Source organism: Streptomyces sp. NRRL S-87, from assembly GCF_000719335.1.
In the GTDB taxonomy this organism is placed as follows: Bacteria; Actinomycetota; Actinomycetes; order Streptomycetales; family Streptomycetaceae; genus Streptomyces.
The window spans coordinates 26665-50773 of sequence record NZ_JOGB01000021.1; the positions used below are offsets into that span (position 1 = coordinate 26665).

A 24109-nucleotide genomic window follows, 5' to 3' on the forward strand; every position below is an offset into this window, starting at 1 on the left:
CGACACGTCAGATTCGGCTGTCGATCACGGCCGGGACGCGAAGCCGTCTCAACAGGTGTCTCGGTGGTGACGGTCCTGACGGTGGCTGTCATGATGGCCGGATGCAAGCGTCAGGGAGAAACGCGGGACTGGGCCTGGCCCTGGTCTCCGCGGTCGCGTTCGGTGGTTCCGGTGTGGCGGCGAAGCCGCTGATCGAGGCGGGTCTCGACCCGCTCCACATGGTCTGGATACGGGTGACGGGCGCGGCCCTCGTGCTCAGCCCGCTCGCCTGGCGCCACCGTGGCCTGCTGCGCCGCAAACCCGCCCTGCTCGCCGGCTTCGGCCTGCTCGCCGTGGCCGGTGTCCAGGCCTTCTACTTCGCCGCCATCTCCCGGATCCCGGTCGGCGTCGCCCTGCTGCTGGAGTACCTCGGCCCCGCGCTGCTGCTCGGGTGGATCCGGTTCGTCCAGCGCCGCCCGGTCACCCGGGCCGCCGCGGCCGGCGCCGCGCTCGCCGTGGCCGGTCTCGCCTGCGTCGTCGAGATCTGGAACGGGGTCAGCCTCGACCCGCTCGGCGTCCTGCTCGGCGTGGCTGCCGCCTGCTGCCAGGCCGGCTACTTCGTGCTGTCCGACCACGGCACCGAGGAGGCGGACGCGCCCGACCCGCTCGGCGTCATCGCGTACGGCATGCTCGTCGGCTCGCTCGTGCTGACCGTCGTCGCCCGCCCTTGGAACCTGCCCTGGAGCATCCTCGGCGGCACCGCCGAGCTGGCCGGGACCCAGCTGCCGGCGCTGCTGCTGGTCGGCTGGGTGATCCTGGTCGCCACCGTCTTCGCGTACGTCACCGGCGTCGTGTCGGTGCGCAAGCTCTCGCCGCAGGTCGCCGGCGTGGTGGCCTGCCTGGAGGCCGTCGTGGCCACCGTCTTCGCCTGGGTCCTGCTCGGCGAGCACCTGTCCCTGCCCCAGATCGCGGGCGGCGGGCTCGTCCTGGCCGGCGCCTTCGTCGCCCAGACCGCCCGGGCGGCGCGGGCCACGGACGCCCCGGCCGGGCCCGTGGCGCGCGGCGGCCGGCCCGCCGAGGGCGACGCGGAGCGGGTGGCGCGGCCGGTCGCGGCGGCCGCGGTCGAGCCGGGGCCCGTCGCGGCGGCCGACGCCGGGCCGCAGTCCGCGCTGGACCGCGGGACGAGCGCGACCTAAGGTGCTGACCATGCTTTCGACCGTGCTTCCGCCGCCCGCCGCATAACGCGGGCGGCGATCCCCCGGGCCCACCGGCCCGCCGTCACGCTGCGCCCCGGCCTCCAGTCGCCGCGGGCGCAGCGGTGCTGCCCGCGTACGGAGCCGCGGACCCGGCCGTTCCCGGCCGTCCTCCGCCCTGTCCTCCTGTACAGCCGTACTTCGCGGAGAAGCAAACGTGTCGAACACCCCTTCCTCCTCTCCTGCCGCCGTGCTGCCCGCGGCCGCCCCGCACGCCGGCCCGTCGTCCGTCGGGCGCAGCCTCGGCCAGCTCGCCGTCGCCGGTGCCGCCTGGGGCACCGCCGGGGCCGCGGCCTCGCTCCTCTTCCTGGCCAGCGACCTCGGGCCGCTGGCCCTGACGTTCTGGCGCTGCGCGGGCGGGCTGGCCCTGCTGCTCGGCGTGCTCGCGGTCCGACGGCGGCCGGCCGTCCCCGGCCCGCGGGTACGCGACCTGCTCGTCACCGGCGTGCTGTTCACCGTCTTCCAGGCCGCGTACTTCGCGGCGGTCCAGGACACCGGGCTCGCCGTCGGCACGGTGGTCACCCTCGGCGCCGGGCCCGTACTGATCGCGCTCGGCGCCCGGCTGTGGATGGGCGAGCGGCTGGGCGGCGGGGGCACCGCCGCGGTCGCGGGCGCCCTGGGGGGCCTGGTGGTCCTGGTGCTGGGCAGCGGCGGCGGCACGGTGCGCCCGCTCGGCGTGCTGTACGCGCTGCTGAGCGCGACCGGGTACGCCGGGATGACGCTGCGCACCCGCTGGTTCGGGCGCACCGGCAACGGCGGCGACCCGCTGGTGACCACCGGGTGGTCGTTCGCCGTGGCCGCGGTCGGACTGCTCCCGTTCGCGCTGGCCGAGGGGCTGCTGCCGACGGTGGGCGACCCCGTGCGGGTGGTGCTGCTGCTCGCCTACACCGCGAGCGTGCCGACCGCGCTGGCGTACGCCCTGTACTTCACGGGGGCGGCCCGGGTACGGGCCGCGACGGTGTCCGTGATCATGCTGATCGAGCCGGTGAGCGCCGCCGCGATCGCGGTGCTCGGGCTCGGGGAGCGGCTCACCGCGGCGACCGTCGCGGGCACGGTGCTGCTGCTCGCCGCGGTCGCGGCGCTGGCGATCGGCGAGGCACGCCGGCCGGCCGCGGATTCCGCCGAGGGTTCCGGCACGGATCGGGCCGTGGACGCCGTCACGGATCCCGTCACGGCGTGACCGTACGGGACGCGCCGCCCACCCCCGTGCGGCGGCGCGTCCCGCGTCTCAGTGGCCGGCCGTCGGCAGGTACGCCGGCACGGCCACGGCCGGGTCCAGGTCGGCGGCCGGGACCGGGGCGCCGTGGGCCGGGGCGACCGGCACGACGCCCGCCCAGTAGGGGAGCGCGAGGTCCTCGGCGTCGTCGTTGGGACCGCCGGTACGGATCTTCGCCGAGACCTCCGAGAGGTCCAGGCGCAGCACGGACGTGGCGGCCAGCTCCTTCTTGTTGGCCGGCCGGGAGTCGGCGGACCGGCCCGGGACGACCTGGTCGACCAGGGCGGCCAGGGCCGTGCGCCGCTCCTCCTCGTCCGTCACCTGGTAGGCGGTGCCGTGCACGACCACCGAGCGGTAGTTCATCGAGTGGTGGAAGGCGGACCGGGCCAGCACCAGACCGTCCACGTGCGTGACCGTCAGGCACACCGGCAGGCCGGGCTCACGGTCCTCCTGCGCCGCCCCCTCCGTGTTCCCGGCGGCCATCCGCATCGGGCGCGAGCCGGTCGAGCCGTGCACGTACAGGGTGCGGCCCACCCGGCCGTACAGCGTCGGCAGCACGACGGGGGCGCCGTCGCGGACGAAGCCGAGGTGGCAGACGTAGCCCTGGTCGAGGATCGCGTGCACCGTCTCGTGGTCGTACGCGGCGCGCTGGGGGGAGCGGGTCGGCACGGTGCGCTCGGTCGGGGCGTAGGAGGCGGTGTCCATGTGCGCAATCCTTTGTACTAGTGCATAATCTTCTTTGTGCTAGGAGAGTATGCAATCACGGGCGGTCGCGCCAACGAAATCGCCGCCAGCGTCGAGCTGGGCATCTCGTCGGGCGAACTGCCCCCGGGCTCGGTCCTCCCGCCCATGCGGGAACTGGCCGGCCGGCTCGGCGTGAACCCCAACACCGTGGCCGCCGCCTACCGGACCCTGCGCGAGCGCGGCCTGATCGACACCGACGGCCGGCGCGGCAGCCGGGTGCGGGCCCAGCCCGCCACCCTCGCCCGCGAGGCGATCCGGCCCCCGCTCCCACCGGGCGTGCGCAACGTCGCCGACGGCAACCCCGATGCGGCGCTGCTGCCTCCCCTCGCCGACGCCCTGGCGGCCGCGGCGCAGCGCTACGCGCGCCGACCGGGCCAGTACGGCGACGACGTCGTGGACCCGGGCCTGGAGCGGATGGCGCGGGCCGCGTTCGACGCCGACGGGGTGCCCGCCGGCCCGGTCGTGCTCACCTCGGGGTCGCTCGACGCCATCGAGCGGGTGCTGGCGGCGCACCTCAAGCCCGGGGACCCGGTGGCCATCGAGGATCCGGGCTGGGGGAGCCTGCACGACCTGGTGCCCGCCCTGGGCCTGCGCGTCGTGCCCGTCGCCCTCGACGACGACGGGCCGCGCCCCGAGAGCGTGGCCGCGGCCCTGGACAAGGGGGTCCGGGCGCTGATCGTCACGGACCGGGCGCAGAACCCGACCGGGGCGGCGGTCACGGCCGAGCGCGCCGCGCAGCTGCGCGAGCTGCTGGCGCGCCATCCGCACGTGCTGGTGATCGACGACGACCACGGGCACGGCATCGTCGAGCAGCCGCTGCACACCCTCGCGGGCGCCACCCGCAGTTGGGCGTTCGTGCGGTCGACGGCCAAGGCGTACGGGCCCGACCTGCGGCTGGCGGTCCTCACCGCGGACCGGGTCACGGCGGACCGGGTCGCGGGACGGCACCTGCTCGGACCCGGATGGGTCAGCCACCTGCTCCAGTACGCCGTCGTGGACCTGTGGGAGCGCGGCACGCTCGACACCGCCGCGGTGGCCCGCTCCTACAGCGAGCGGCGGGACGCGCTGGTGGCCGCGCTGGAGCGGCTCGGGGTGGCGGCGCGCGGGCGCAGCGGGTTCAACGTGTGGGTGCCGGTGGCCGACGAGACCGGGGCGGTGGCGAGGCTGCAGGCGGCGGGGTGGGCGGTCGCGCCCGGGGCGCGCTTCCGGGTGGACTCCCCGCCCGCGGTGCGGTTGTCGGTGTCGCAGCTGGCGCCGGAGGACGTGGCGGAGCTGGCCCGGGCGGTGGCGGAGGCGGTGCGGCCGGGGCGCGGGGCGCGCTACGTCTGACCGGCGCCGCCGGACGTACGGGGCGTTCGGCCCCGCCGCTCCGGGAAGACGGGGCGTCGGGCCCCCAGGGCTCGGGCATCGGCCCCCCGGGGGCCCGGACTCCGGCCCTCAGGGGCCCGGACTCCGGCCCTCAGGGGCCCGGACTTCGGGTCTCGACCCCCGGACAGGGGAGCGGCCCCGGACAGGGCGACGGCGCCGGGGCGCTCGGTGCGTCCCGGGGCCGTGGTCGGGCGGGAGCAGGGGTCAGGTCGCCGCGTCCGGGCGGGGCCGGCTCTGGGTCAGGGCCGCGCCGATCAGGACGATGACCGCGCCGACCGGGGTGTTCCAGTGCAGGTCCTCGCCGAGCGCGAGCACGCCGGCCGCGGTGGCGATGACCGGGATGAAGTACGTGACCATCTGCGCGGTGGTCGGGCCGACCTCGGTCACGAGCGCGTACTGGGCCTGCAGCGCGTACCCGGTGCCCAGCGCCCCCAGGGCCAGCACGGCGAGCGTGGGCATGAGCGCGAACCCGGTGGGCACGCCGCTGAGCACCGGCAGGACCAGGCCCAGCTGAACGGTGGACAGCAGCAGCTGCCCCGCCGTCATCGCCAGCGGCGAGCCCTCCCGGGAGGCCAGCGTGCGCCGGACGTAGATCCAGCCGACCGGGTAGCAGAACGACGCGAGCAGCGCCATCGCGGTGCCCTTGGCGTCCAGGCCCGAGAAGCCGCTCCAGGCGCCGAGCACCGTGAGCACGCCCACGAAGCCGATCCCCAGCCCCGCGACCCGGCGGCGGCTCGGGCGGTCCTCGGAGAGGGCGACCAGCGACAGTGCCATGCCCCACAGGGGCGACGTGGCGTTGCAGATGCCGGCGAGGCTGGAGGGGATGGTGAGCTCGGAGTACGCGAAGAGCGTGAACGGCAGCGTGTTGAGCAGCACGGCGGCCACCGCCAGGTGCCCCCAGGTCCGCAGCCCCCGCGGCAGCCGCTCGCGGCGGACGGCCAGCGCCACGCACAGCACCGCCGAACCGAAGAGCACCCGGCCGAAGGAGACCTGGACCGGGGCGTAGGTCTCGGTCCCGACCTTCATGAAGAGGAAGCTGAAGCCCCAGATCACCGCCAGCACCGCGAACCGGATCCGCCAGTCGAGCACCCGCCGGCGGACCGGGAGCGGGACCGGGACGGGGGCCGCGACCGGGACGGGGACCGCGACCGGGACGGAGGCGGCGGCAGGGGCGGGGACGGCGGCAGGGGCGGGGACGGCGGCAGCGGTCCCGGGAGCGCGGGCCGGCGCTGCCGGCGCCGTCGGCGCGGCGGAACGGTCGGGCGACGGGGCGGCGGAGGGGGTCGGGGAGGGGGCTGCGGGTGCGCTCATGCGTCCACTGTGCGGCCGTCAACATCTTAGTACAAGCGAGAATAAATGGACCGCACCGCGTAGCATCGCTTACATGTTGAACCTGGAGCGGCTGCGCACCCTCGACGCCCTGGCCCGGCACGGCTCGGTCAGCGGCGCCGCCGACGGCCTGCACGTCACCACCTCCGCCGTCTCGCAGCAGATGGCCAAGCTGGAGAAGGAGGTCGGCCAGCCGCTGGTGGCCCGCAGCGGTCGCGGCATCCGGCTCACCGACGCGGGCCGGCTCCTCGCCGACCACGCGGCGCGGATCATCTCTCAGGTCGAACTGGCCCAGGCGGACGTCGAGGCGCAGCGCGGCCGGGCGGTCGGCGAGCTGCGGATCGGCGCCTTCCCGACCGCGCTGCGCGGGCTGTTCCCGAGCGCCCTGGTGGAGCTGCGCGCCGTGCACCCCGAACTGCGGGTGCGCACCTGGGAGATGGAGCCCGACGCCAGCCTGGGCGCAGTGGTGCGCGGCGACCTCGACCTGGCCGTCGGGATCGACTGGTACAACAAGCGCATGGCGGTGCCCGGCGAGCTGCTGCGCGCCGACCTGCTCGACGACGCGGCCGACGTCGCGGTGCCCGCGGACCATCCGCTCGCCGGACGCGCCGAGGTGGACCTGGCCGACTTCGGGGACGCGGACTGGATCTCGTGGAACGAGGGCCAGTTCTGCTACGAGTGGCTGGTCTTCACCCTGCGCGGCGAGGGCATCGAGCCCCGCATCCGGCACATCGCCGAAGAGCACCAGACGCAGCTGGCGTTCGTGGCCGCCGGGCTCGGGGTGTGCGTGACGCCCCGGCTCGGGCGCGGGCCGGTGCCCGCCGGGGTGCGGCTGCTGCCGGTGCGGGCGAGCGTACGCCGGCACATCTACGTGGTGTGGCGGGCGGACGCGGACCGGCGGCCGTCGATCCGGGCGGCGGTGGACGCGTTGCGCGAGTCGGGGGCGCGGTACGCCGCGGCATGAGCCGCGCGGCCGTACGCCCCCGGGTGCGCCGGTCGCGTCACAGCTTGCGGAAGTCCCAGGTGACGACCGATGCGGGGACGAGCCGCAGCCAGGCGTGGCGGCCGTCGTGGGGCATGGTGTCCAGGCCGAAGTTCTTGGCCGCGAACAGCCGCTCGGGCACCAGGAGTTCCGGGTGCGGCTCGCCCGTACGGGGGGCCTCGCCCACGAACTCCACCGTCCCCGACAGCTCGGCCCCGCGCAGGTCGTCGTACTCCTCGCCGGCGTCCACCACGACCGAGATCCGCGGGTCCTTGCGGAGGTCGGCCCAGCGACGGCTGCGGGTGATCGAGTACAGCCACAGCGCCGTGCCGTCCCAGGCGAACCACAGGGCGCCGACGTGCGGCCGCCCGTCCGGCGAGACCGTCGCGACGCGGCAGGTGCGCTGTTCGGCCAGGAACGCGTCGAGCTCCCCGCGCGACATCATGATCCGGCGTCCCCGCCGCTGGGTCGTGTCCATCGTCCCGCCACCCCTTCACATCTGACTGTGTGTCAGGAAGCATGAGGGCTCTTCCGCCCGTACGCAACGAGGCATCCAGGGGACGCCATGCCACAGGACGACCGGCTCGCCGCCCAGCTCGACCCCGCCACCACCGTCCTGCTGACCGTCGAGTGCCAGCAGGGCGTGGTCGGCGCCCGCAGCGCCCTGCCCGAACTGGCCGCCGAGGCCGGCTCCTCCGGCGCCCTCGACCGGATCGCCGCCCTCGTGGCCGCCGCCCACGCCCGCGGCGTCCAGGTCGTCCACGCGGTGGCCGAGCGACGCCCCGACGGGCGCGGCGCCAACACCAACGCCCGGTTGTTCCGGGCGGCCGGGCGGCTGCCCGTCCAGCAGCTGACCGGTTCCCCGGCCGTGTCGGTCGCCGAGCCGATCAAGGTGGCGGAGGAGGACCTCGTCGTACGCCGGCTGCACGGCCTCTCGCCGATCGCCGGCACCGACCTCGACCCGCTGCTGCGCAACCTCGGCTGCCGCAGCCTGGTCGTCACCGGTGTCTCGTCGAACGTGGCGATCCCGAACACCGTCTTCGACGCCGTGAACCTCGGCTACACCGCGGTGGTGCCCTCCGACGCGATCGCTGGCGTACCGGCCTCGTACACGCCCGAGGTGATCCGCAACTCGCTCGCCCTGGTCGCCACGATCACCACCACCAAGGACGTGCTCGCCTGCTGGCAGGGGTAGACCGCCGCGCCCCGGTCGTCGCGGCGGCGCTCACCGGCCGTCCGGCCGTCCGGCCGGACGTCCTGGCGGACCGGGACGCGCGATCCACGGCCGCGGGGACGGGGGCTCACCCCGGGCCGAGGGCGAGGCTCGCGTCGTCCCTGACGGCCAGGGGCGTCGAGGAGGGAGGGCCGTGGCGGGTGAGGGCGTCGTGGAGCCAGCGGGCGTCGGCGGGGGAGGCGCGGCGCAGCGTGAGCCGGCGTGCCCGGAAGGGGGTGAGGAGCAGCCCGCGCAGGGCCCCGGTGGCCCGGTCGAGGCGGACGGTGTAGAGGACGCGCAGGTCGTCCCGGTACTGCTCGTAGCCCGTGATCCCCTCGTAGTCGTCGACGAGGTCTCCGCACCCGTAGAGGATCAGCCGGTCGTGGTAGACCTCCAGGGGGCGGGGGTGGTGCGAGGAATGGCCGTGGACGAGGTCGGCGCCGCCGTCGACGAGGTCGTGGGCGAAGCGGACGTGCTCGGTGGGTATCCGGTAGCCCCAGTTGGAGCCCCAGTGGACGGACACGGCCACCCGGTCGCCGGGTCGGCGGGCCCCCTCGAAACGGGCGACCAGAGCGGCCGCGGCCTCCCTCGAGGGGGCGGGGACGAGGGCGATGCCGCTGCGGTCCTCGGCGGCCGCCCAGTCGAGCGGGATGCCGCTGGAGGGCATGCCGACCGAGAACACCAGGAGGCGGGGGGTCTCCGCCCGCGGTGAGCCCCGCGCGGACGAGCGGGGTACGAGTGCCACGGCCGCCGGCCGCCACGCGCCGACGGCGTCGTGCCCCGCGCCCGCCGTCCGCAGTGCGGCGGCGGCGAGGCTGTCGAGGGTCTCGGCCAGCCCGTCCCGGCCGAAGTCCAGCACGTGGTTGTTGGCCAGCGCGCACACGTCGGGCCGCGCGGCGGCCAGGCACGGCAGGTTGGCCGGATGCATGCGGTAGTGGATGCTCTTGCCACGGGCGAATCCGCCCGCCCGGGTCACGGCGGTCTCCAGGTTCAGCACCCAGGCGTCCGGGCCGGTCGCCCGCAGGACCTCCAGCAGATCGCCCCACGGCCACGCGAAGCCGGCGGGGCGCGGCACGGGCCCGTGCGCGGCCTCGGCGAGCTCGACGTACGTACGGGCGTCGGCCACCCACGGCTCGGAGAGCTCCGGATCCCCGGGATGCGGCAGCACCTGATCGATGCCCCGGCCGAGCATCACGTCACCGGCGAGGCAGACGACGATCTCATCCCCGGCTCCGGGGCCGCCGCCGGCGTCCACGTCTCCACGGTAGGCCCCGTCCCGCTGGAGGAGGGCCGGGGCCGCACGGCCAGGACGCCGGAAGGGAGACGTCAGCAGCCCATCAGGCCCAGCTCGTCCTGACGTCCTGGAGCACGTGTTCCGTCTCGGGGACGTCCGGGCCGGACCGATGAGCGGGACGGGAGGGCCGTGTCCCGCGGGAGACGGCGGCTTCCCGTGCCGCCGGGACGCGAGGGTGTCCCGGGCGCCAGGGCGGGATCCCGGTGCGTGCCGGGGCACGGGGACGGCACCACCGGTCCCGGGACGTCCCTGAGAAGGCCGGGACGGCGGGACACCGTCGACTGCCCCTAGTGTTCGAGTCGTCCGGCAGCGGCCCGCCGCGGTTCCCGGACCTCCCTCCGCACCGCACACCCCGGCAGGCCGCCGGGGTGCCCCGGTGCGTCCACGACCTCTGGAGTCGCAGGATGACGAACTCTCAGCCCACGCGCCGCAACCGGCTCCGCACCGCCGTCGTGGCGGGCCTGATGGCGGCCACGGCCCTGGGTACCGCCGGCACCGCGCTGGCCGAGGGCAACCCGACCGAGGACCACGCGTACAACCAGTGGCAGGCCGTCAACGCCGAGGGGCAGACCGAAATGTGCGCCGAGCACTCGGATGCGTTCCGTTTCCGCTTCTACTTCCGTCCGGACTACGGCGGCGCGTGGGTCAACATCGGGCAGAACATCTGGGACCTGAAGTCCGAGCCCACCGGGTTCGGTCCGCGCCCGCTGCTCTTCTGCGGCGGCTCCAGCGACGGCAAGGGCCAGCAGGTCGCGAACAACTCGGCGTCCGCCTACAACTGGTACGACGGCTACTGCGGGAAGGTCTACTACTACGCGGGCTACCAGGGCGCCTCCCAGGGCCTGGTGGACGACATCTGGCCGCGCTCCGGCAAGACCCTCGGCCCGACCCGCAACAACAACCGGTCCATCGCCTTCCGGACCTGCACCACCTGGTAGTCCCCCGCACCCGTCCCGTCCCGCCCTCCCGGAGGAACCCGTCATGTCCCGTAGCCGTCGTCGGAGCACGAGCCTGCTGGCGACGGCTCTGGCCGCCGTGACCCTGGCCGCGGCGGGCTGCTCCGCAGCGCGGGACGGGGGAGCCGTGGCCACGCGGGCTGCCGGACGGGCCACGGCCCCCGCCCTGCGGCCGCCGGCCGCCGCAGTGCGGAACGCCAGCGATCCGACCGGCTGGACGCTGCCGCTGATGGCGTACCAGCCCACGAAGGAGCAGCGCCGCATGCTGGTGGCGGCCGAACAGACCCTGGTCCGCTCCTGCATGAAGGGCTTCGGCCTGGTGTGGACGCCACCCGCCGATCTGCCGGTCGTCGGGCCGCGCAACGACATGGACTGGCGGTACGGGATCCATGACGCCACGCTCGCCGCAACGCGCGGCTTCCAGCCGGAGGCCGCCCAGGTGGCACGGTACGAAGAGGCGATGCGCACGGCCGACAGGGCTCCCCGGCTCACCCCGGACACCGAGGTCGTCCTCGGCGGCAGCGACCTGCCACCGGACGCCCTGGCCGCCGCCGGCCGCGAGGTGCGCGCCGGGTCCTTCCACGGCCGGAAGATCCCCGAGGGAGGCTGCTTCGGCCAGGCCCGGCACCGCCTCGGCACCGCCACCTACGGCTCCACCCCCCTGGCCTCCGAACTGTCCGGCCGCTCCTTCCCCGAGGCGACCGCGGACCCCGCCGTCAAAGCGGTGTTCGGACGCTGGTCGGCCTGCATGAAGGCCAAGGGCTTCCGCTACGCCGACCCGGTCGCGCTCTTCGACGACGCGCGCTTCGGCCGCCGGCCGCACCCCGTCACGGGCCTGGAGACCTCCACCGCACTCGCCGACATCCGGTGCCGCGGCAGCGTGCGCGTCGCCGAGACCTGGCACGCCGCCGAGACCCGCCTCCAGCAGGGGTACATCCAGGCCGACCGGACCCGCCTCGAGGCCGAACGGCGCTCCCTCGACACGGCCGTCCGCAACGCCCGCGCGGTACTCGCGACGGGCTCGTGATCCGGGCCGGACCTCCGGCGGCAGGAGGCGCGACCCCGTCGTGGGTCTCGTCGGCGGCGCCCGTCCCGCCCTGCGTCGGCGGTCCGTGCGACCTGGACTGGAACGGAATCGCCGGGCCGGCCCTCCCTCGCACGATGCTCGTCCCGACCTCGTCTCCTGCGGTTAGCCTGTGCGAATGCTCACAGAAGTGACCGCGACCCGTTACGTGACGCCCTTGCGCGAGGGCGGCTCGCTCCCCGGGATCGTCGAGGCCGACGATCTCGGCACGTACGTCATGAAGTTCACCGGCGCCGGCCAGGGGCGCAAGACCCTGGTCGCGGAGGTCGTCTGCGGCCGCCTCGCGCAGCGGCTGGGGCTGCGGGTGCCCGAACTCGTGCAGATCCAGCTCGACCCGGTCATCGGGCTCGGCGAGCCGGACCAGGAGGTGCAGGAGCTGCTCAAGGCGAGCGGCGGCCTGAACCTCGGCATGGACTACCTGCCCGGCTCCATCGGCTTCGACCCGCTCGCCTACCAGGTCGACCCGGTCGAGGCCGGGCGCGTCGTGTGGTTCGACGCGCTGATCAACAACGTCGACCGGTCCTGGCGCAACCCGAACATGCTGGTCTGGCACGGGGAGCTGTGGCTCATCGACCACGGCGCCACCATGATCTGGCACCACAACTGGCCCACCGCCGCGGCGGCGGCCGACAAGCCGTACAACGCCCACGACCACGCCCTCGCGCCCGTGGGACCGGACATCGCGGCCGCGGCCGCCGAACTCGCGCCCCGCGTGACCCAGGACCTCCTCATGGACGTCGTCGCCGACGTGCCGGACGAGTGGCTGGTCGACGAGCCCGGCTTCGACTCCACGGACGCGCTGCGCCGGGCGTACGTCGACGCCCTCCTGCCGCGGGCCGCTACCATCCACGAGCGGATCTCGACGGAGAAGCCGGCCAAGGCCCCCCAGGGCCCTCCCGGTTGGCTCACCGACCACCTGACCGACTGGCCGCACCCGACCCAGAAGAAGAGCGAAGGCAAGTGAACGAGCGGGACGTCTTCGAGTACGCGCTGGTACGGGTGGTCCCCCGGGTCGAGCGCGGCGAACTCTTCAACGCGGGCGTGGTGCTCTACTGCCGCGCCAAGTCCTACGTGGCCGCCCGGACCCACCTCGACGAGACCAAGCTGCTGGCCCTGGACCCGGCGGCCGACGTGGCCGGCGTACGGGCCGCCCTGCGGGCCGTCGAGGGGATCTGCGCCGGCGGCGAGCGGGCCGGCCAGGCCGCCGGGGACGAGCCCGGGCGGCGCTTCCGGTGGCTGATCGCCCCGCGCAGCACCGTCGTCCAGCCGGGCCCCGTGCACACCGGTCTGACGGCCGACCCCGAGGCCGAGGTGGAACGCCTGCTCGACCTGCTGGTGCGCTGATCCGCGTCCCGGGGCCGCCGCTCCGGCCGGTGCCGCGGTGGGCTGATCGGCGCGTCTGCGGCGGCCCTGGCGCACGGTGCCGTTGACACCGGGTGCCAGGGCTTCTAGCGTCAGCTCCGCTGAACCTACTAAGCGGTTGCTCAGAGGTCGCCGCCGCACCGTGCGGCCCCGGGCGCCGCACCCAAGGGCGAGGAGATCCCAGCATGTCCACCACCGAGCAGCGCGTCGCCATCGTGACCGGGGCCGCCCGGGGCATCGGCGCCGCGACCGCCGTCCGCCTTGCCGCCGAGGGCCGCGCCGTCGCCGTCCTCGACCTCGACGAGACCGCGTGCAAGGACACCGTGGAGGCCATCACCGCCGCCGGCGGCAAGGCCGTCGCCATCGGCTGCGACGTCTCCGACGCCGCCCAGGTCGAGGCCGCCGTCGAGCGCGTGGCCGCGACCCTCGGCGCGCCCACGATCCTCGTCAACAACGCGGGCGTGCTGCGCGACAACCTGCTCTTCAAGATGAGCGAGTCCGACTGGGACACCGTCATGAGCGTGCACCTGCGCGGCGCGTTCCTGATGGCCAAGGCCGTCCAGAAGCACATGGTCGAGGCGAAGTTCGGACGCATCGTCAACCTGTCGAGCAGCTCCGCCCTCGGCAACCGCGGCCAGGCCAACTACTCCGCAGCCAAGGCCGGTCTGCAGGGCCTCACCAAGACCCTGGCCATCGAGCTCGGCAAGTTCGGCGTCACGGCCAACGCCGTCGCCCCCGGCTTCATCGCCACCGACATGACCGCCGCCACCGCCGCCCGGGTCGGCATGGGATTCGAGGACTTCCAGGCGGCGGCCGCCACCCAGATCCCGGTCCAGCGCGTGGGCCGCCCCGAGGACGTCGCCAACGCGATCGCGTTCTTCACCGCCGAGGCCGCGGGCTTCGTATCCGGCCAGGTGCTGTACGTGGCCGGCGGCCCGCTCGACTAGCCGGCGCCCGCTCCGACAGACAGCCACGCACGGGACGAAAGGCACGCGCATGACGGAAGAGGCACAGGAGCACACCCGCGACCGGGCGCAGGAGCAGGGGCAGCGCCCCGACAGCGGCCGGGTCGCGCTGATCACCGGCGCCAGCCGCGGCATCGGCTACGGCGTCGCGGAGGCCCTGGTGGCCCGGGGCGACCGGGTCGTGATCACCGGGCGCAACGAGGACGCCCTCAAGGAGGCCGTGGAGCGCCTCGGTGCCGACCGGGTGGTGGGCATCGCGGGCAAGGCGCACGACGAGGCCCACCAGGCCGCCGCGGTGGACCGGGCCATGGAGGCCTTCGGCCGGATCGACTTCCTGGTCAACAACGCGGGCACCAACCCGGTCTTCGGCCCGCTCGCGGACATGGACCTCGGCGTGGCCCGGAAGGTGTACGAGACCAACGTGATCTCGGCGCTCGGCTTCGCCCAGCGCACCTGGCACGCCTGGCAGAAGGACCACGGCGGGGCGATCGTGAACATCGCCTCGATCGCGGGCCTCTCGCCCTCGCCGTTCATCGGCGCGTACGGCATGAGCAAGGCCGCGATGATCAACCTGACCATCCAGCTGGCGCACGAGATGGCACCCGGCGTCCGGGTCAACGCGATCGCGCCCGCCGTGGTGAAGACCCGGTTCGCCCAGGCGCTCTACGAGGGCCGCGAGGCGGAGGCCGCGGCAGCCTACCCGCTGGGCCGGCTGGGCGTTCCGTCGGACATCGGTGGAGCTGCCGCTTTTCTCACGTCCGAGCAGTCGGAATGGGTCACGGGTCAGACGCTGGTCGTTGATGGGGGAATCTTTCTCAATGCCGGAGTTGGGTGACCGATATCCGGACGAATTTCTTCCCTAAACGGTCACAAACACCCACCTAATCGGACGAGTAATTGATCAAAAGCCCCATCGATCCTGACCATTGGATCGGTGGGGCACTGCGATATGGTCGGCCGGATCCCATGGTTGATCGAGGAGCGTGCACGTGTTCAACCGGACCAGATGCCTGCAGATCGCTGCGGCCCTTGCGTCCATATCCCTGCTCGCCGGCTGCGGCGTGTTTTCGGAAGATGACGAAAAGGGCAATCAGAAGCTCGTCGTGGGTACGACGAGCCGTCCCACGAACCTCGATCCCGCCGCCGCCTGGGACGGCTCCTGGGAGCTCTACCGGAACATCTACCAGACCCTTCTGGCCTTCCCCACCGGCTCCAGCAAGCCGCAGCCGGACGCCGCCCAGAGCTGCGAGTTCACCGACGTGGCCAACGAGTCGTACCGCTGCGTCCTGCGCAAGGGCCTGAAGTTCTCCGACGGCGAGGTGCTCGACGCCAAGGCCGTCAAGCACTCCCTCGACCGCATCCGCACGATCAACGACAAGCTCGGGCCCAAGGACCTCTTCGGCAGCCTGGAGCGCATCGAGACCAGCGGCGAGCTCACGGTCGTCTTCCACCTCAAGACGCCCGACGCCACCTTCCCCTTCGTGCTCGGCTCCCCGGCCGCCTCGCTCGTCGCGCCGAACCTGTACCCCGCCGACAAGCTGCGCACCGACGGCAAGGTCACCGGCTCGGGCCCGTACCTGCTCAAGGCCTACGACAAGCAGCACGCGGAGCTGGAGCGCAACTCCGGCTACTCGGGCTTCGCCGAGCGCAAGAACGACGCCGTGACGATCCAGTACTTCGACGACTCGACGGCGATGGTCTCGGCGCTCAAGGGCAAGACCATCGACGCCACCTACCGCGGCCTGTCGGCCGCCGAGGTCAAGGACCTGCAGGGCCCCGAATCCCGCAAGCTCGGCATCCAGGTCGTCGACGGCGTCGGCTCCGAGATCCGCTACCTGGTCTTCAACCCGGCCGACGGCACCGTGGCCAAGCCCGCCGTGCGCAGGGCGATCGCCCAGCTCATCGACCGCGGGACCCTCGTCTCCACGGTCTACCAGGGCACGGCCGAGCCGCTGTACTCGATGGTCCCCAAGGGCGTGGCCACCCACAAGACGCCCTTCTACGACCGCTTCGGCCAGCCCAGCGGCACCAAGGCCCGGGCGATCCTGCGCGAGGCCGGGATCACCGAGCCGGTCCAGCTGACGCTGTCGTACACCACGGACCGGTACGGCTCCTCGACCGCGGACGAGTTCGCCGAGCTCAAGCGGCAGCTGGAGGCCAGCGGCCTGTTCAAGATCAAGCTGCAGGGCAAGCCGTGGAAGGCCTTCCAGCAGGGCTACAAGAACGGCGACTACGCCGTCTTCGGCCGCGGCTGGTTCCCCGACTTCCCGGACCCGGACAACTTCGTCGCGCCGTTCGTCGGCAAGGAGAACGCGGTCGGCACCCCGTACGACGCCACGGAGATCACCAACGAGCTGCTGCCCCGCTCGCGCCGCCAGAGCGACCGCGGCGCGGTCGGCAAGGAGTTCGAGCGGGCCCAGGAGATCCTGGCCCAGGACGTCCGACTGCTCCCGCTCTGGCAGGGCAAGCTGTACGTGGCGGCCGGCGAGGACGTCGCGGGCGCCGAGCGGGCCCTGGACCCGCAGACCGTCATGCAGATGTGGGAGTTCTCCCGCAAGACCAGCTGGTAGTCGCGCCCCGGGCGGGGAGTCCGGGACTCGGCCGACGCGTTGTCAGTGGTCGCCGGTAGGTTCTGGGGCAGTACAGAGAGCGCTCTGTACGTGCTCACAGAACGTGCCCCGGAGGTTGTTGACGTGACCGTGTCGCTGCCCGAGTCCTGGCTCCCCGTCCTCGGCGAGGAACTCGACAAGCCCTACTTCAAGGAGCTCGCCGAGTTCGTCGAGAAGGAGCGGGCCAACGGGCCGGTCTACCCGCCGCGCGAGCAGGTCTTCGCGGCCCTGGAGGCCACCCCGTACGACCGCGTCAAGGTGCTCGTCCTCGGCCAGGACCCCTACCACGGCGCCGGCCAGGGCCACGGCCTGTGCTTCTCCGTGCGCCCGGGCGTCAAGACCCCGCCCTCCCTGCGCAACATCTACAAGGAGATGAACGCCGAGCTGGGCCTGCCCGTGCCGGACAACGGCTACCTGATGCCGTGGGCCGAGCAGGGCGTCCTGCTGCTCAACGCGGTGCTCACCGTCCGCGAGGCCGAGCCCAACTCGCACAAGGGCAAGGGCTGGGAGAAGTTCACCGACGCCGTGATCCGCGCCGTCGCCTCCCGCCCCGACCCGGCCGTCTTCGTGCTCTGGGGCGCGTACGCCCAGAAGAAGCTCCCGCTGATCGACGAGACCCGGCACGTGGTCGTCAAGGGTGCCCACCCCTCGCCGCTGTCCGCCAAGAAGTTCTTCGGCTCCCGCCCGTTCACGCAGATCAACGAGGCCATCGCGGCCCAGGGCCATGAGCCGATCGATTGGCGTATCCCGGACCTCGGCGCGGGCGCCTGAGCGTCTGCGCGGCAACTCCGCCCGGTGACGGATAGCGTCGGGGCGATCACCCGGGGCCGATCACTCCGGCCCCGGTGATCGCCCGTTTCGGTTTTTCGCACGTGTTCGGGTGATCGCGCGTGCACGGGGCACGGGAGGCCACGGTGACGGACCAGCAGCAGGCGTCGGAGGACGCCGTCATGACCAGGATCGGGCAGGCGGTCATGCTCCTGCACGCCGGCGACCGGGCCGAGGCCCGCGACCGGCTCGCCGACCTGTGGACCGAGATCGGCCACGACGGCGACCCGCTGCACCGGTGCACCCTGGCCCACTACATGGCCGACGCCCAGGACGAGCCCGAGGCGGAGCTGGCGTGGGACCTGCGGGCCCTGACGGCCGCCGAGGGGCTCGGCGACGGCCGCGTGGCGCGGCACGAGCCCGCCCTGGTCGTGCGCGCCTTCTACCCCTCGCTGCACCTCAACCTCGCCGCCGACTACCTCAGGCTCCGCCGGCCGGACGCGGCCCGGTCCCATCTGGACCGGGCGCGGGCCGCGACCGACGCGCTGGGGGACGACGGGTACGGGGACGGGGTACGGGCCGCCATCGAGCGGCTCGAGCTGCGGCTGCGGGGCGAGGAGGGGCGGTCCTACTCGCCGTAGACGTCCGAGCAGATCCGCGACTCCGGGCCGTCCTTCTTCCACTGGCCGAAGCGGCGCCCCATGGCGCACACGTCGGCCGGCCGCAGCGGCACCGGGGGCGCGGCCTCGGCGCGGCCCTGGCCGCCCGCGTGCGGGTGCTTCGGCTTCTTGGCGTGCCCCCGGCCCGGTGCGGCCGCCGCGGGGGGCTCCAGCTCGTCGGCGACGGCCTCCGCGGGCGCCGGGCCCGGTTCCGGTTCCGCGCGGGAGCCCGTGTGCGGGCCCGACCGCCGGGCGGCGGCCACCGCCCCCTCGGCGCGCTTCGCGTCGGCCGCGGCGCCGGCCCCCGACGACGGGGTGGCGCGCTGCTCGGCCGGCACCGCCTCCAGTGCCTCCAGGGCCGGGGCCTGGACGACCACCGGGGCGTCCCCGGGGCCGCCGCGGGGCTCGTACCGCGGGTCGTCCGCCTGCTGCTCCGGCGGCACCGCGGTGGCCGCGGGCCGGAGCGCATCGGGGTTCACGTTCACGCAGCCGGAGACGGCCGAGACCGCGGCGGCGACTCCGAGCAGCAGCTTTGTCGTGGTTCGGGTGGGATGCACTCGCGCAACTCTGCTGTGCCGGCCCCCCGATGCGGAAACCAGGAGGCGAAATTCACCCCGCACGGGTGACCGGGCGATCCGGGGTGACGCGGCCGGTCGACGCCCCGCCCGGCGCGGCCCGCGGGAACCGCCGGGGACCCGGCGTCAGTCGCCCGTCGACCCGTCGAGGTGCTCGCGCAGCAGGTCCGCGTGCCCGTTGTGGCGGGCGTACTCCTCGATCATGTGGGTGTACACCCAGCGCAGGCTGTACGGCTCGTCCGTACGCCGGCTCCGGCGCACCGACGGCTCGTCCAGCGACCGGGACGCGGCGATCTCGCGGGCCCGCGCGATGGCCTCCTGGCGGGCCGCCTCCGCCTCCTCGTAGGTGTGCTCCTCGGTCACGTGGAAGTCCCCGTCCTGGTCCTCCTCGGTGCAGTACAGGGGCGGGAGGTCCAGGTCGAGGGTGACCTCCTGGAACCACCAGCGCTCCACCTCGGCCATGTGCCGGGTCAGCCCGAGCAGCGTCAGCTCCGAGGGGGCGAGGACCGGCCTGCGCAGCTGCTCGTCGGTCAGTCCCTCGCACTTCGCGGCCAGGGTGGCGCGGTGGTAGTCCAGCCAGCCGTCCAGCATCTCGCGCTCCGCGGCGGTGGTGGAGGGCTCCTGGCGTTCGATCTTCGTCATGGCCGTCATCCTCATCGAACGTCCCGGCGGACGCCAGGGATTAAGCTGGCCGCGTCCCCCGGTACACACCCGTCAGGAGGCGCCCCGGTGAAGGTCGGCTGCATCGGACTCGGCGACATCGCGCAGAAGGCCTATCTCCCGGTCCTCGCCGCCCGCCCGGACCTCGAACTGCACCTGCAGACCCGCACCGCCGCCACCCTCGACCGGGTGGGCGCCACGTACCGGGTCCCGGCCGCGCAGCGCCACTCCGACCTCGACGCCCTGCTCGACCAGGGACTCGACGCCGCATTCGTGCACGCCCCGACCGAGGTCCACCCCGAGATCGTCGCCCGCCTGCTGGCGGCCGGCGTGCCCACGTACGTGGACAAGCCGCTGGCCTACGAGTACGCCGCCTCCCGGCACCTCGTCGAACTGGCCGAGAAGCGCGGGGTCTCGCTGGCCGTCGGCTTCAACCGCCGCTTCGCGCCCGGCTACGCGCAGTGCGCCGAGCACCCGCGCGAGCTGATCCTGATGCAGAAGAACCGGGTCGGGCTGCCCGAGGACCCGCGCAGCCTCGTGCTGGACGACTTCATCCACGTCGTCGACACCCTGCGCTTCCTGGTACCGGGCCGGCCCGACGACGTCACCGTGCGGGCCCGGGTCCGCGACGGGCTGATGGAGCACGTCGTCCTCCAGCTCTCCGGCGACGGGTTCACCGCGATCGGCGTGATGAACCGCCTCTCCGGTTCCACCGAGGAAGTGCTGGAGGTCTCCGGCCAGGACACCAAGCGCCAGGTCGTGAACCTCGCCGAGGTGATCGACCACAAGGGTCAGCCGACCGTGCGCCGCCGCGGCGACTGGGTGTCGGTCGCGCGCCAGCGCGGCATCGAGCAGATCGTGGACCACTTCCTGGCCGCGGTCGAGATGGGCGCCGTGCTGAGCGCCCGCGACGCGCTGCTCACCCACGAGCTGTGCGAACGGGTGGTGCGGGAAGCGCTGGAGCAGGCGGCCTGAGCGGCCGTGCCGTCCCCAGGGCCTCCCGCCCGCACAGCGCCACCAGCACCAGCAGCGCCCCGTAGGGCACCCAGTCGCCCAGCCGCACGTACAGGGTCGTGCCCTGCGCCAGCGGGACGTCGTAGACGGCCGCGGCGCGCCGGTCGGTGCCGAGGCGGGCGCCGACCGGCGCCCCGTCCGGGCCCCGGACCACGCTGACGCCGGTCAGCGTGGCGTGCACGAAGGGGCGGCCCGTCTCGGCGGCGCGCAGCGCGGCGAGCGAGGCGTGCTGGGCGGGGGCCCAGCTGTGCTGGAACGTAGAGGTGGCCGACTGGGCCACGAGCAGGGCGGCGCCGTCGCGGGCCAGCCGGCGGCTCATGTCGGGGAATGCGGACTCGAAGCAGACCAGCGGGCCGACGGGCAGCCCGGCGGCGGGAGCCGTGCCCGGAGTGGTGCCGGGAGCCGTGCCGGGCCGGCCGTCGGGCCTCGGGGCCCCGGCGGACCGGCCCGCGCCCCCGCTCCCGGCCCCGTCCTGCCCGGCGGCGCGGGCGGGCAGCCGCATGACGACCCGGGCGCTCCCGCGGCGCCGGTCCTCGTCGGCCGCCCGGCCGACCGAGGTGGCCCAGCCCAGCAGTGACCGCGCCGGCACGTACTCGCCGAACGGCACCAGCCGCATCTTGTCGTACCGCTGCCCCGTCGGGCCCGAGGGCCCCACGAGCACCGAGGACTTGAATATCCCCGGCCGGTCCGAGCGGCGCGCGTCCACGTTCACCAGCAACGGCGCGCCGACATCCGCCGACAGCCGGGCCAGCCGCCGGGCCAGGTCGGGCCGGGCCGCGAGGTCGGCGCCCACGCTCGACTCGCCCCACACCACCAGGTCCGGATGCGTCCCGACCAGCTGCCTCGTCAGCCGCTCCTGGGCCGCGAACCGTACCTCCGCCGCGTCGGGGCCGTCGATCATCCCGGGCTGTACGAGCGCCACCCGGACCGTCCCCGACACCTCGGGCCGGGGCGCCCAGGCCCACACCGCGCCGGTGAGCACCGCGCACGCCGTCACCCCGCCGAGGCCCACGGTGGCGGTCCGGCGGCCGCGCGGGGACGCTGCCGGCTCCCGGGCCAGCAGCAGCACCCACGCGCAGTTGACCGTGACCACCACCGCGCTGACGAGCCACACCCCGCCCACCGAGGCCAGTCGGCGGGCCGCCGGCACCTGCCACTGGCTGGCCCCCAGCAGCCCCCACGGGCCGCCCAGCCCCTGCCAGGAGCGGGCGAGTTCCGACAACAGCCAGCCCGAGGGCAGCACGAGCAGCGCCCAGGCGGCCCGCCCCGGCCCGGGGGAGCCGGCGAGCAGGTGCCGGGCGAGCATCCCCCACGGGATCCACAGCGCCCCGAGCAGCGCGGCCAGCGGCAGCAGGAACACGTGCAGGCTCGGCAACAGCCAGTGGTGCACGGCGAGGATGAAGCCGGTCCCGCCCAGCCAGCCGTCCAGGGCGGCCCGTCGCGCCGTCGGCGCCCCGCGCGCCAGCAGCAGCCACGGAACCAGGGCCACGTACGCGAACCACCACAGTCCCGGCGCCGGGAACGCGAGCGCCGGCAGCGAGCCGGCCAGCACCGCGGCCGCGCCACGCCACCAGGGGGAGGCGAGGAGTTCCTGCGCCTGCCCGGACCGCCACCACCGCATGAGCCCCATAAGGCGCCTCCCGTACCAGTGTGGGCCGGGATCAGCGCGCCGTCGCGGGCTCCGGGGGCGCGAACTGCCGCCACTTCTCGTGCACGGTCACCGACCGCAGCCGCCAGCCGTCGGACGTACGCGCCAGCAGGAACGTGTAGCGGCCCCCCGCGGTGAAGTTCGGGGCGGTGCCGGTGTCCTCCGGCCCGGTCAGCCGCATGGGGTTGAGGAAGTCGGCGCGCACCTCGGCGCGGTCGCCGGGCGAGCCGCCGGCGTCCTCCAGCGTGATGCGCCGGTTGACGATCAGGTGCTGGCGTACGGGGAACATGAGCATGGTCTGCTCCAGCCACCCCGCGACCTGCTCGGCGGGCCCCTCGATCCCGCCCGCGGAGGTGTAGTCGGCCCGGCCGTCCCGGGTGAACAGGGCGCGGTAGCCCGCCCAGTCGCCGTCGTCCACGGCGTTCGCGTACCCGGTGACCAGGGCGTCCACGGCCAGCCGGTCCATCACGGTCACGAGGTCCCCACGCTGCGTCATCGGGTCATCATGGGACACCCCGGCGTCGAGGCCAAGGCCCGTGCGACCACGGATCGGCGCGCCGTGCGGACACCCCCCCGGAGCTCCCGGGAGAACCCGGCGCCCCGACGCGCAGGTCGACCGCCCGTCAGCCCCCGGGATGCGCGTCCCGCTGCCGTACGACGACCAGGAACGCGTCCGTGGCGAGGTCCATGACCACTTCCGCGGCCACCCCCTCCCGCATCCGCTCGGCCGCGTACTCCTCCGCGGGCCAGCTCCCGTGCGGACTCCCCGCAGGAAACCGCTCCAGCACCACTCGGCCACCCATCGGGCACCCCCAGGCTCCTCGCGACGGTCGCCCCGCTGCGCACCGCCTCCCCGGGCACAACGACGCCAAGCCTGCCGGGGAACGTTCCCCTACTCCGGCGCGTCGTCCTGCGCGGGGCCCGGGTTCACCCGTCCGGCGGGTCGGAGGACGTGGCCGGTGGTGGCGTCGACGTGGTCGGGGACGGTTTCGTGGCGGGTTCCGGTGGTGCGGGTGCCGGTGGGCTCGAACAGGAGGAGACGGGCGCCGGAGGGGGAGTGGGGCTTGTGCTCCGTACCGCGCGGGACCGTGAAGACCGAGCCGGCGGGGAGGTGGACGGTGCGCTCGCCGGCCGGTTCGCGCAGGGAGATCGACAGCTCGCCGTCGAGGACGAGGAAGAACTCGTCGGTGTCGTCGTGCGCGTGCCACAGGTGCTCGCCCGCGACCTTGGCCACGCGGACGTCGTAGTCGTTGACCCGGGTGACGATGCGGGGGCTCCACAGGGCCTCGAAGGAGTCCAGCGCGGTGGCCAGGGAGACGGGTGCGGGGGCGGGGGTGGTGCGTTCGTCGGTCATGGCCCCAGGGTCCGGCCTGGCCGGGGCCCGGCGCGAGTGCTAGGAATCGCACATGACGCAAGGATCCTCGCAGCCCCTGCACCGGGTGGTCGTGATCGTCGACGAGAACTCCAACCCCTTCGAGCTCGGGTGCGCCACCGAGGTGTTCGGGCTGCGCCGGCCCGAGCTCGGCCCGGACCGCCTGTACGACTTCCGGCTCTGCGCGCCCGAACCGGGCACCCTGATGCGCGACGGGTTCTTCACCTTGTCCGGGGTGGCGCCGCTGGCGGCGGCGGAGGAGGCCGACACGCTGATCGTCCCCAACCGGCCGGACACCGAGGTGCCGCGCCGGCCGGCGGTGCTGGCGGCCGTGCGGCGGGCGCACGCGCGCGGGGCCCGGCTGATCGGTTTCTGCAGCGGCGCCTTCACGCTCGCGGAGGCGGGGGTGCTCGACGGGCGCCGGGCCACGGCGCACTGGCAGTGGGCGGACGAGTTCCGGGCCCGGTTCCCCGCCGTCCACCTGGAGTCCGACGTGCTGTTCGTCGACGACGGGGACGTCCTCACGTCGGCCGGCAGCGCCGCCGCGCTCGACCTCGGGCTGCACGTGGTGCGCCGTGACCACGGTGCCGAGGTGGCCAACGCGGTCAGCCGGCGGCTGGTGTTCGCGGCGCACCGCGACGGCGGCCAGCGCCAGTTCGTCGAGCGGCCGGTGCCGGAGCCGCGCGACGAGTCGCTGGGGCCGCTCGTGGCCTGGGCGCAGGAGCGGCTGGACACCCCGCTGAAGGTGGCCGACCTGGCCGTACGGGCGGCCGTGAGCCAGGCGACCCTGCACCGGCGCTTCCGCGCCCAGCTCGGGACGACCCCGCTGGCCTGGCTCACCGCCGAGCGGCTGGCACTGGCCTGCCGGCTGATCGAGCGCGGGGAGTCCCGGCTGGAGGTCGTGGCCCGCCGCAGCGGCCTCGGTACGGCCGCCAACCTGCGGGCGCTGATGCGGCGGGAGACGGGGCTGACGCCGTCGGCGTACCGGGCCCGGTTCGGGCCGGGCGCGGGCCGGGCGGGGTGAGACCCGGGGTGCGGGGTGGGGGCGGGGGCGGGGGC

26 protein-coding genes are annotated in these 24109 nt (G+C 74.5%); 16 read left to right on the forward strand and 10 right to left on the reverse strand.

Annotated elements, in window-relative coordinates; translation table 11 throughout:
• Positions 1-101: 101 nt before the first annotated feature.
• Positions 102-1175 carry a DMT family transporter gene (locus tag IF43_RS0115355; RefSeq protein ID WP_078910188.1) on the forward strand — a complete coding sequence of 358 codons (1074 nt, stop codon included), beginning with the start codon at positions 102-104 and terminating at the stop codon, positions 1173-1175.
• Between the two features lie 250 nt (positions 1176-1425).
• The gene (locus tag IF43_RS0115360) at positions 1426-2412 is read left to right on the forward strand and encodes a DMT family transporter (protein WP_051795414.1); all 987 of its coding nucleotides are present in this window, start codon (positions 1426-1428) and stop codon (positions 2410-2412) included.
• Positions 2413-2460: 48 nt separating this feature from the next.
• Here the strand turns inward: IF43_RS0115360 and IF43_RS0115365 are convergent, their stop codons facing one another.
• Entirely contained in the window at positions 2461-3153 is a 693-nt protein-coding gene (locus IF43_RS0115365; protein ID WP_030200046.1) for a pyridoxamine 5'-phosphate oxidase family protein, read from the reverse strand.
• Between the two features lie 36 nt (positions 3154-3189).
• On the opposite strand from IF43_RS0115365, the gene IF43_RS0115370 reads away from it, so the two are divergent.
• Positions 3190-4521, forward strand: coding sequence for an aminotransferase class I/II-fold pyridoxal phosphate-dependent enzyme (locus tag IF43_RS0115370; protein ID WP_037888704.1), 1332 nt, complete (start codon positions 3190-3192; stop codon positions 4519-4521).
• Positions 4522-4764: 243 nt separating this feature from the next.
• Here the strand turns inward: IF43_RS0115370 and IF43_RS0115375 are convergent, their stop codons facing one another.
• Complete coding sequence (locus IF43_RS0115375; RefSeq protein ID WP_051795376.1) at positions 4765-5871, reverse strand: DMT family transporter; 1107 nt, start codon at positions 5869-5871, stop codon at positions 4765-4767.
• Between the two features lie 73 nt (positions 5872-5944).
• Here IF43_RS0115375 and IF43_RS0115380 point away from each other — a divergent pair, with 73 nt between their 5' ends.
• On the forward strand, positions 5945-6853 hold the full coding sequence (locus tag IF43_RS0115380; RefSeq protein WP_030200049.1) for a LysR family transcriptional regulator: 909 nt from the start codon (positions 5945-5947) through the stop codon (positions 6851-6853).
• Between the two features lie 37 nt (positions 6854-6890).
• Here IF43_RS0115380 and IF43_RS0115385 read toward each other — a convergent pair whose 3' ends face one another.
• Positions 6891-7349 carry a pyridoxamine 5'-phosphate oxidase family protein gene (locus IF43_RS0115385; RefSeq protein ID WP_030200050.1) on the reverse strand — a complete coding sequence of 153 codons (459 nt, stop codon included), beginning with the start codon at positions 7347-7349 and terminating at the stop codon, positions 6891-6893.
• Positions 7350-7436: 87 nt separating this feature from the next.
• Here IF43_RS0115385 and IF43_RS0115390 point away from each other — a divergent pair, with 87 nt between their 5' ends.
• A complete protein-coding gene (locus IF43_RS0115390) occupies positions 7437-8066 on the forward strand; it encodes a cysteine hydrolase family protein (protein ID WP_030200051.1) in 630 nt (209 codons plus the stop codon).
• 106 nt (positions 8067-8172) lie between these two features.
• On the opposite strand, the gene IF43_RS0115395 is transcribed toward IF43_RS0115390, so the two are convergent.
• A complete protein-coding gene (locus tag IF43_RS0115395) occupies positions 8173-9339 on the reverse strand; it encodes a CapA family protein (protein WP_267884781.1) in 1167 nt (388 codons plus the stop codon).
• Between the two features lie 443 nt (positions 9340-9782).
• Between IF43_RS0115395 and IF43_RS0115400 the strand changes: the two genes are divergently transcribed.
• The 9 genes from IF43_RS0115400 (at position 9783) to IF43_RS0115440 (ending at position 17763) form a co-directional block, all read left to right on the forward strand.
• On the forward strand, positions 9783-10316 hold the full coding sequence (locus IF43_RS0115400; protein WP_030200053.1) for a hypothetical protein: 534 nt from the start codon (positions 9783-9785) through the stop codon (positions 10314-10316).
• A 43-nt stretch (positions 10317-10359) separates the two neighbouring features.
• Complete coding sequence (locus IF43_RS0115405; RefSeq protein ID WP_158939330.1) at positions 10360-11361, forward strand: hypothetical protein; 1002 nt, start codon at positions 10360-10362, stop codon at positions 11359-11361.
• A 175-nt stretch (positions 11362-11536) separates the two neighbouring features.
• Positions 11537-12382, forward strand: a complete 846-nt coding sequence (locus IF43_RS0115410; RefSeq protein WP_030200056.1) for a HipA family kinase — start codon at positions 11537-11539, stop codon at positions 12380-12382.
• Positions 12379-12762 (forward strand): DUF3037 domain-containing protein, encoded by a 384-nt coding sequence (locus IF43_RS0115415; protein ID WP_030200057.1) that lies wholly within the window; start codon positions 12379-12381, stop codon positions 12760-12762. Before IF43_RS0115410 ends, IF43_RS0115415 begins: the two co-directional genes overlap by 4 nt.
• Before the next feature lie 203 nt (positions 12763-12965).
• Positions 12966-13727, forward strand: a complete 762-nt coding sequence (gene fabG / locus IF43_RS0115420; protein ID WP_030200059.1) for a 3-oxoacyl-ACP reductase FabG — start codon at positions 12966-12968, stop codon at positions 13725-13727.
• A 49-nt stretch (positions 13728-13776) separates the two neighbouring features.
• Positions 13777-14580, forward strand: a complete 804-nt coding sequence (locus IF43_RS0115425; RefSeq protein ID WP_199922733.1) for an SDR family oxidoreductase — start codon at positions 13777-13779, stop codon at positions 14578-14580.
• A gap of 154 nt (positions 14581-14734) precedes the next feature.
• Positions 14735-16315: an ABC transporter substrate-binding protein gene (locus IF43_RS0115430; protein ID WP_030200063.1), complete on the forward strand. Its 1581-nt coding sequence runs from the start codon at positions 14735-14737 to the stop codon at positions 16313-16315.
• A 123-nt stretch (positions 16316-16438) separates the two neighbouring features.
• The gene (locus IF43_RS0115435) at positions 16439-17125 is read left to right on the forward strand and encodes a uracil-DNA glycosylase (RefSeq protein WP_030200064.1); all 687 of its coding nucleotides are present in this window, start codon (positions 16439-16441) and stop codon (positions 17123-17125) included.
• A 143-nt stretch (positions 17126-17268) separates the two neighbouring features.
• Positions 17269-17763, forward strand: coding sequence for a hypothetical protein (locus IF43_RS0115440; protein WP_030200066.1), 495 nt, complete (start codon positions 17269-17271; stop codon positions 17761-17763).
• On the opposite strand, the gene IF43_RS0115445 is transcribed toward IF43_RS0115440, so the two are convergent.
• Both IF43_RS0115445 and IF43_RS0115450 read right to left on the reverse strand, forming a co-directional pair.
• Positions 17751-18338 (reverse strand): hypothetical protein, encoded by a 588-nt coding sequence (locus IF43_RS0115445; protein WP_078910190.1) that lies wholly within the window; start codon positions 18336-18338, stop codon positions 17751-17753. The two genes, IF43_RS0115440 and IF43_RS0115445, sit on opposite strands and share 13 nt — an antisense overlap.
• A 144-nt stretch (positions 18339-18482) precedes the next feature.
• Positions 18483-18998, reverse strand: a complete 516-nt coding sequence (locus IF43_RS0115450) for a DinB family protein (protein ID WP_030200072.1) — start codon at positions 18996-18998, stop codon at positions 18483-18485.
• An 87-nt stretch (positions 18999-19085) separates the two neighbouring features.
• Here IF43_RS0115450 and IF43_RS0115455 point away from each other — a divergent pair, with 87 nt between their 5' ends.
• On the forward strand, positions 19086-19991 hold the full coding sequence (locus tag IF43_RS0115455; protein ID WP_030200076.1) for a Gfo/Idh/MocA family protein: 906 nt from the start codon (positions 19086-19088) through the stop codon (positions 19989-19991).
• Here the strand turns inward: IF43_RS0115455 and lnt are convergent.
• The 4 genes from lnt to IF43_RS0115475 form a co-directional block, all read right to left on the reverse strand.
• Positions 19936-21651: an apolipoprotein N-acyltransferase gene (lnt, locus tag IF43_RS0115460; RefSeq protein WP_030200078.1), complete on the reverse strand. Its 1716-nt coding sequence runs from the start codon at positions 21649-21651 to the stop codon at positions 19936-19938. The two genes, IF43_RS0115455 and lnt, sit on opposite strands and share 56 nt — an antisense overlap.
• A 40-nt stretch (positions 21652-21691) precedes the next feature.
• On the reverse strand, positions 21692-22174 hold the full coding sequence (locus IF43_RS0115465; protein ID WP_030200079.1) for a nuclear transport factor 2 family protein: 483 nt from the start codon (positions 22172-22174) through the stop codon (positions 21692-21694).
• 127 nt (positions 22175-22301) lie between these two features.
• Positions 22302-22481, reverse strand: a complete 180-nt coding sequence (locus tag IF43_RS0115470; protein WP_030200081.1) for a hypothetical protein — start codon at positions 22479-22481, stop codon at positions 22302-22304.
• 89 nt (positions 22482-22570) lie between these two features.
• Positions 22571-23032 carry a cupin domain-containing protein gene (locus IF43_RS0115475; RefSeq protein ID WP_051795378.1) on the reverse strand — a complete coding sequence of 154 codons (462 nt, stop codon included), beginning with the start codon at positions 23030-23032 and terminating at the stop codon, positions 22571-22573.
• A gap of 52 nt (positions 23033-23084) precedes the next feature.
• Between IF43_RS0115475 and IF43_RS0115480 the strand changes: the two genes are divergently transcribed.
• Positions 23085-24074: a GlxA family transcriptional regulator gene (locus IF43_RS0115480; protein WP_030200085.1), complete on the forward strand. Its 990-nt coding sequence runs from the start codon at positions 23085-23087 to the stop codon at positions 24072-24074.
• Positions 24075-24109 lie beyond the last annotated feature (35 nt).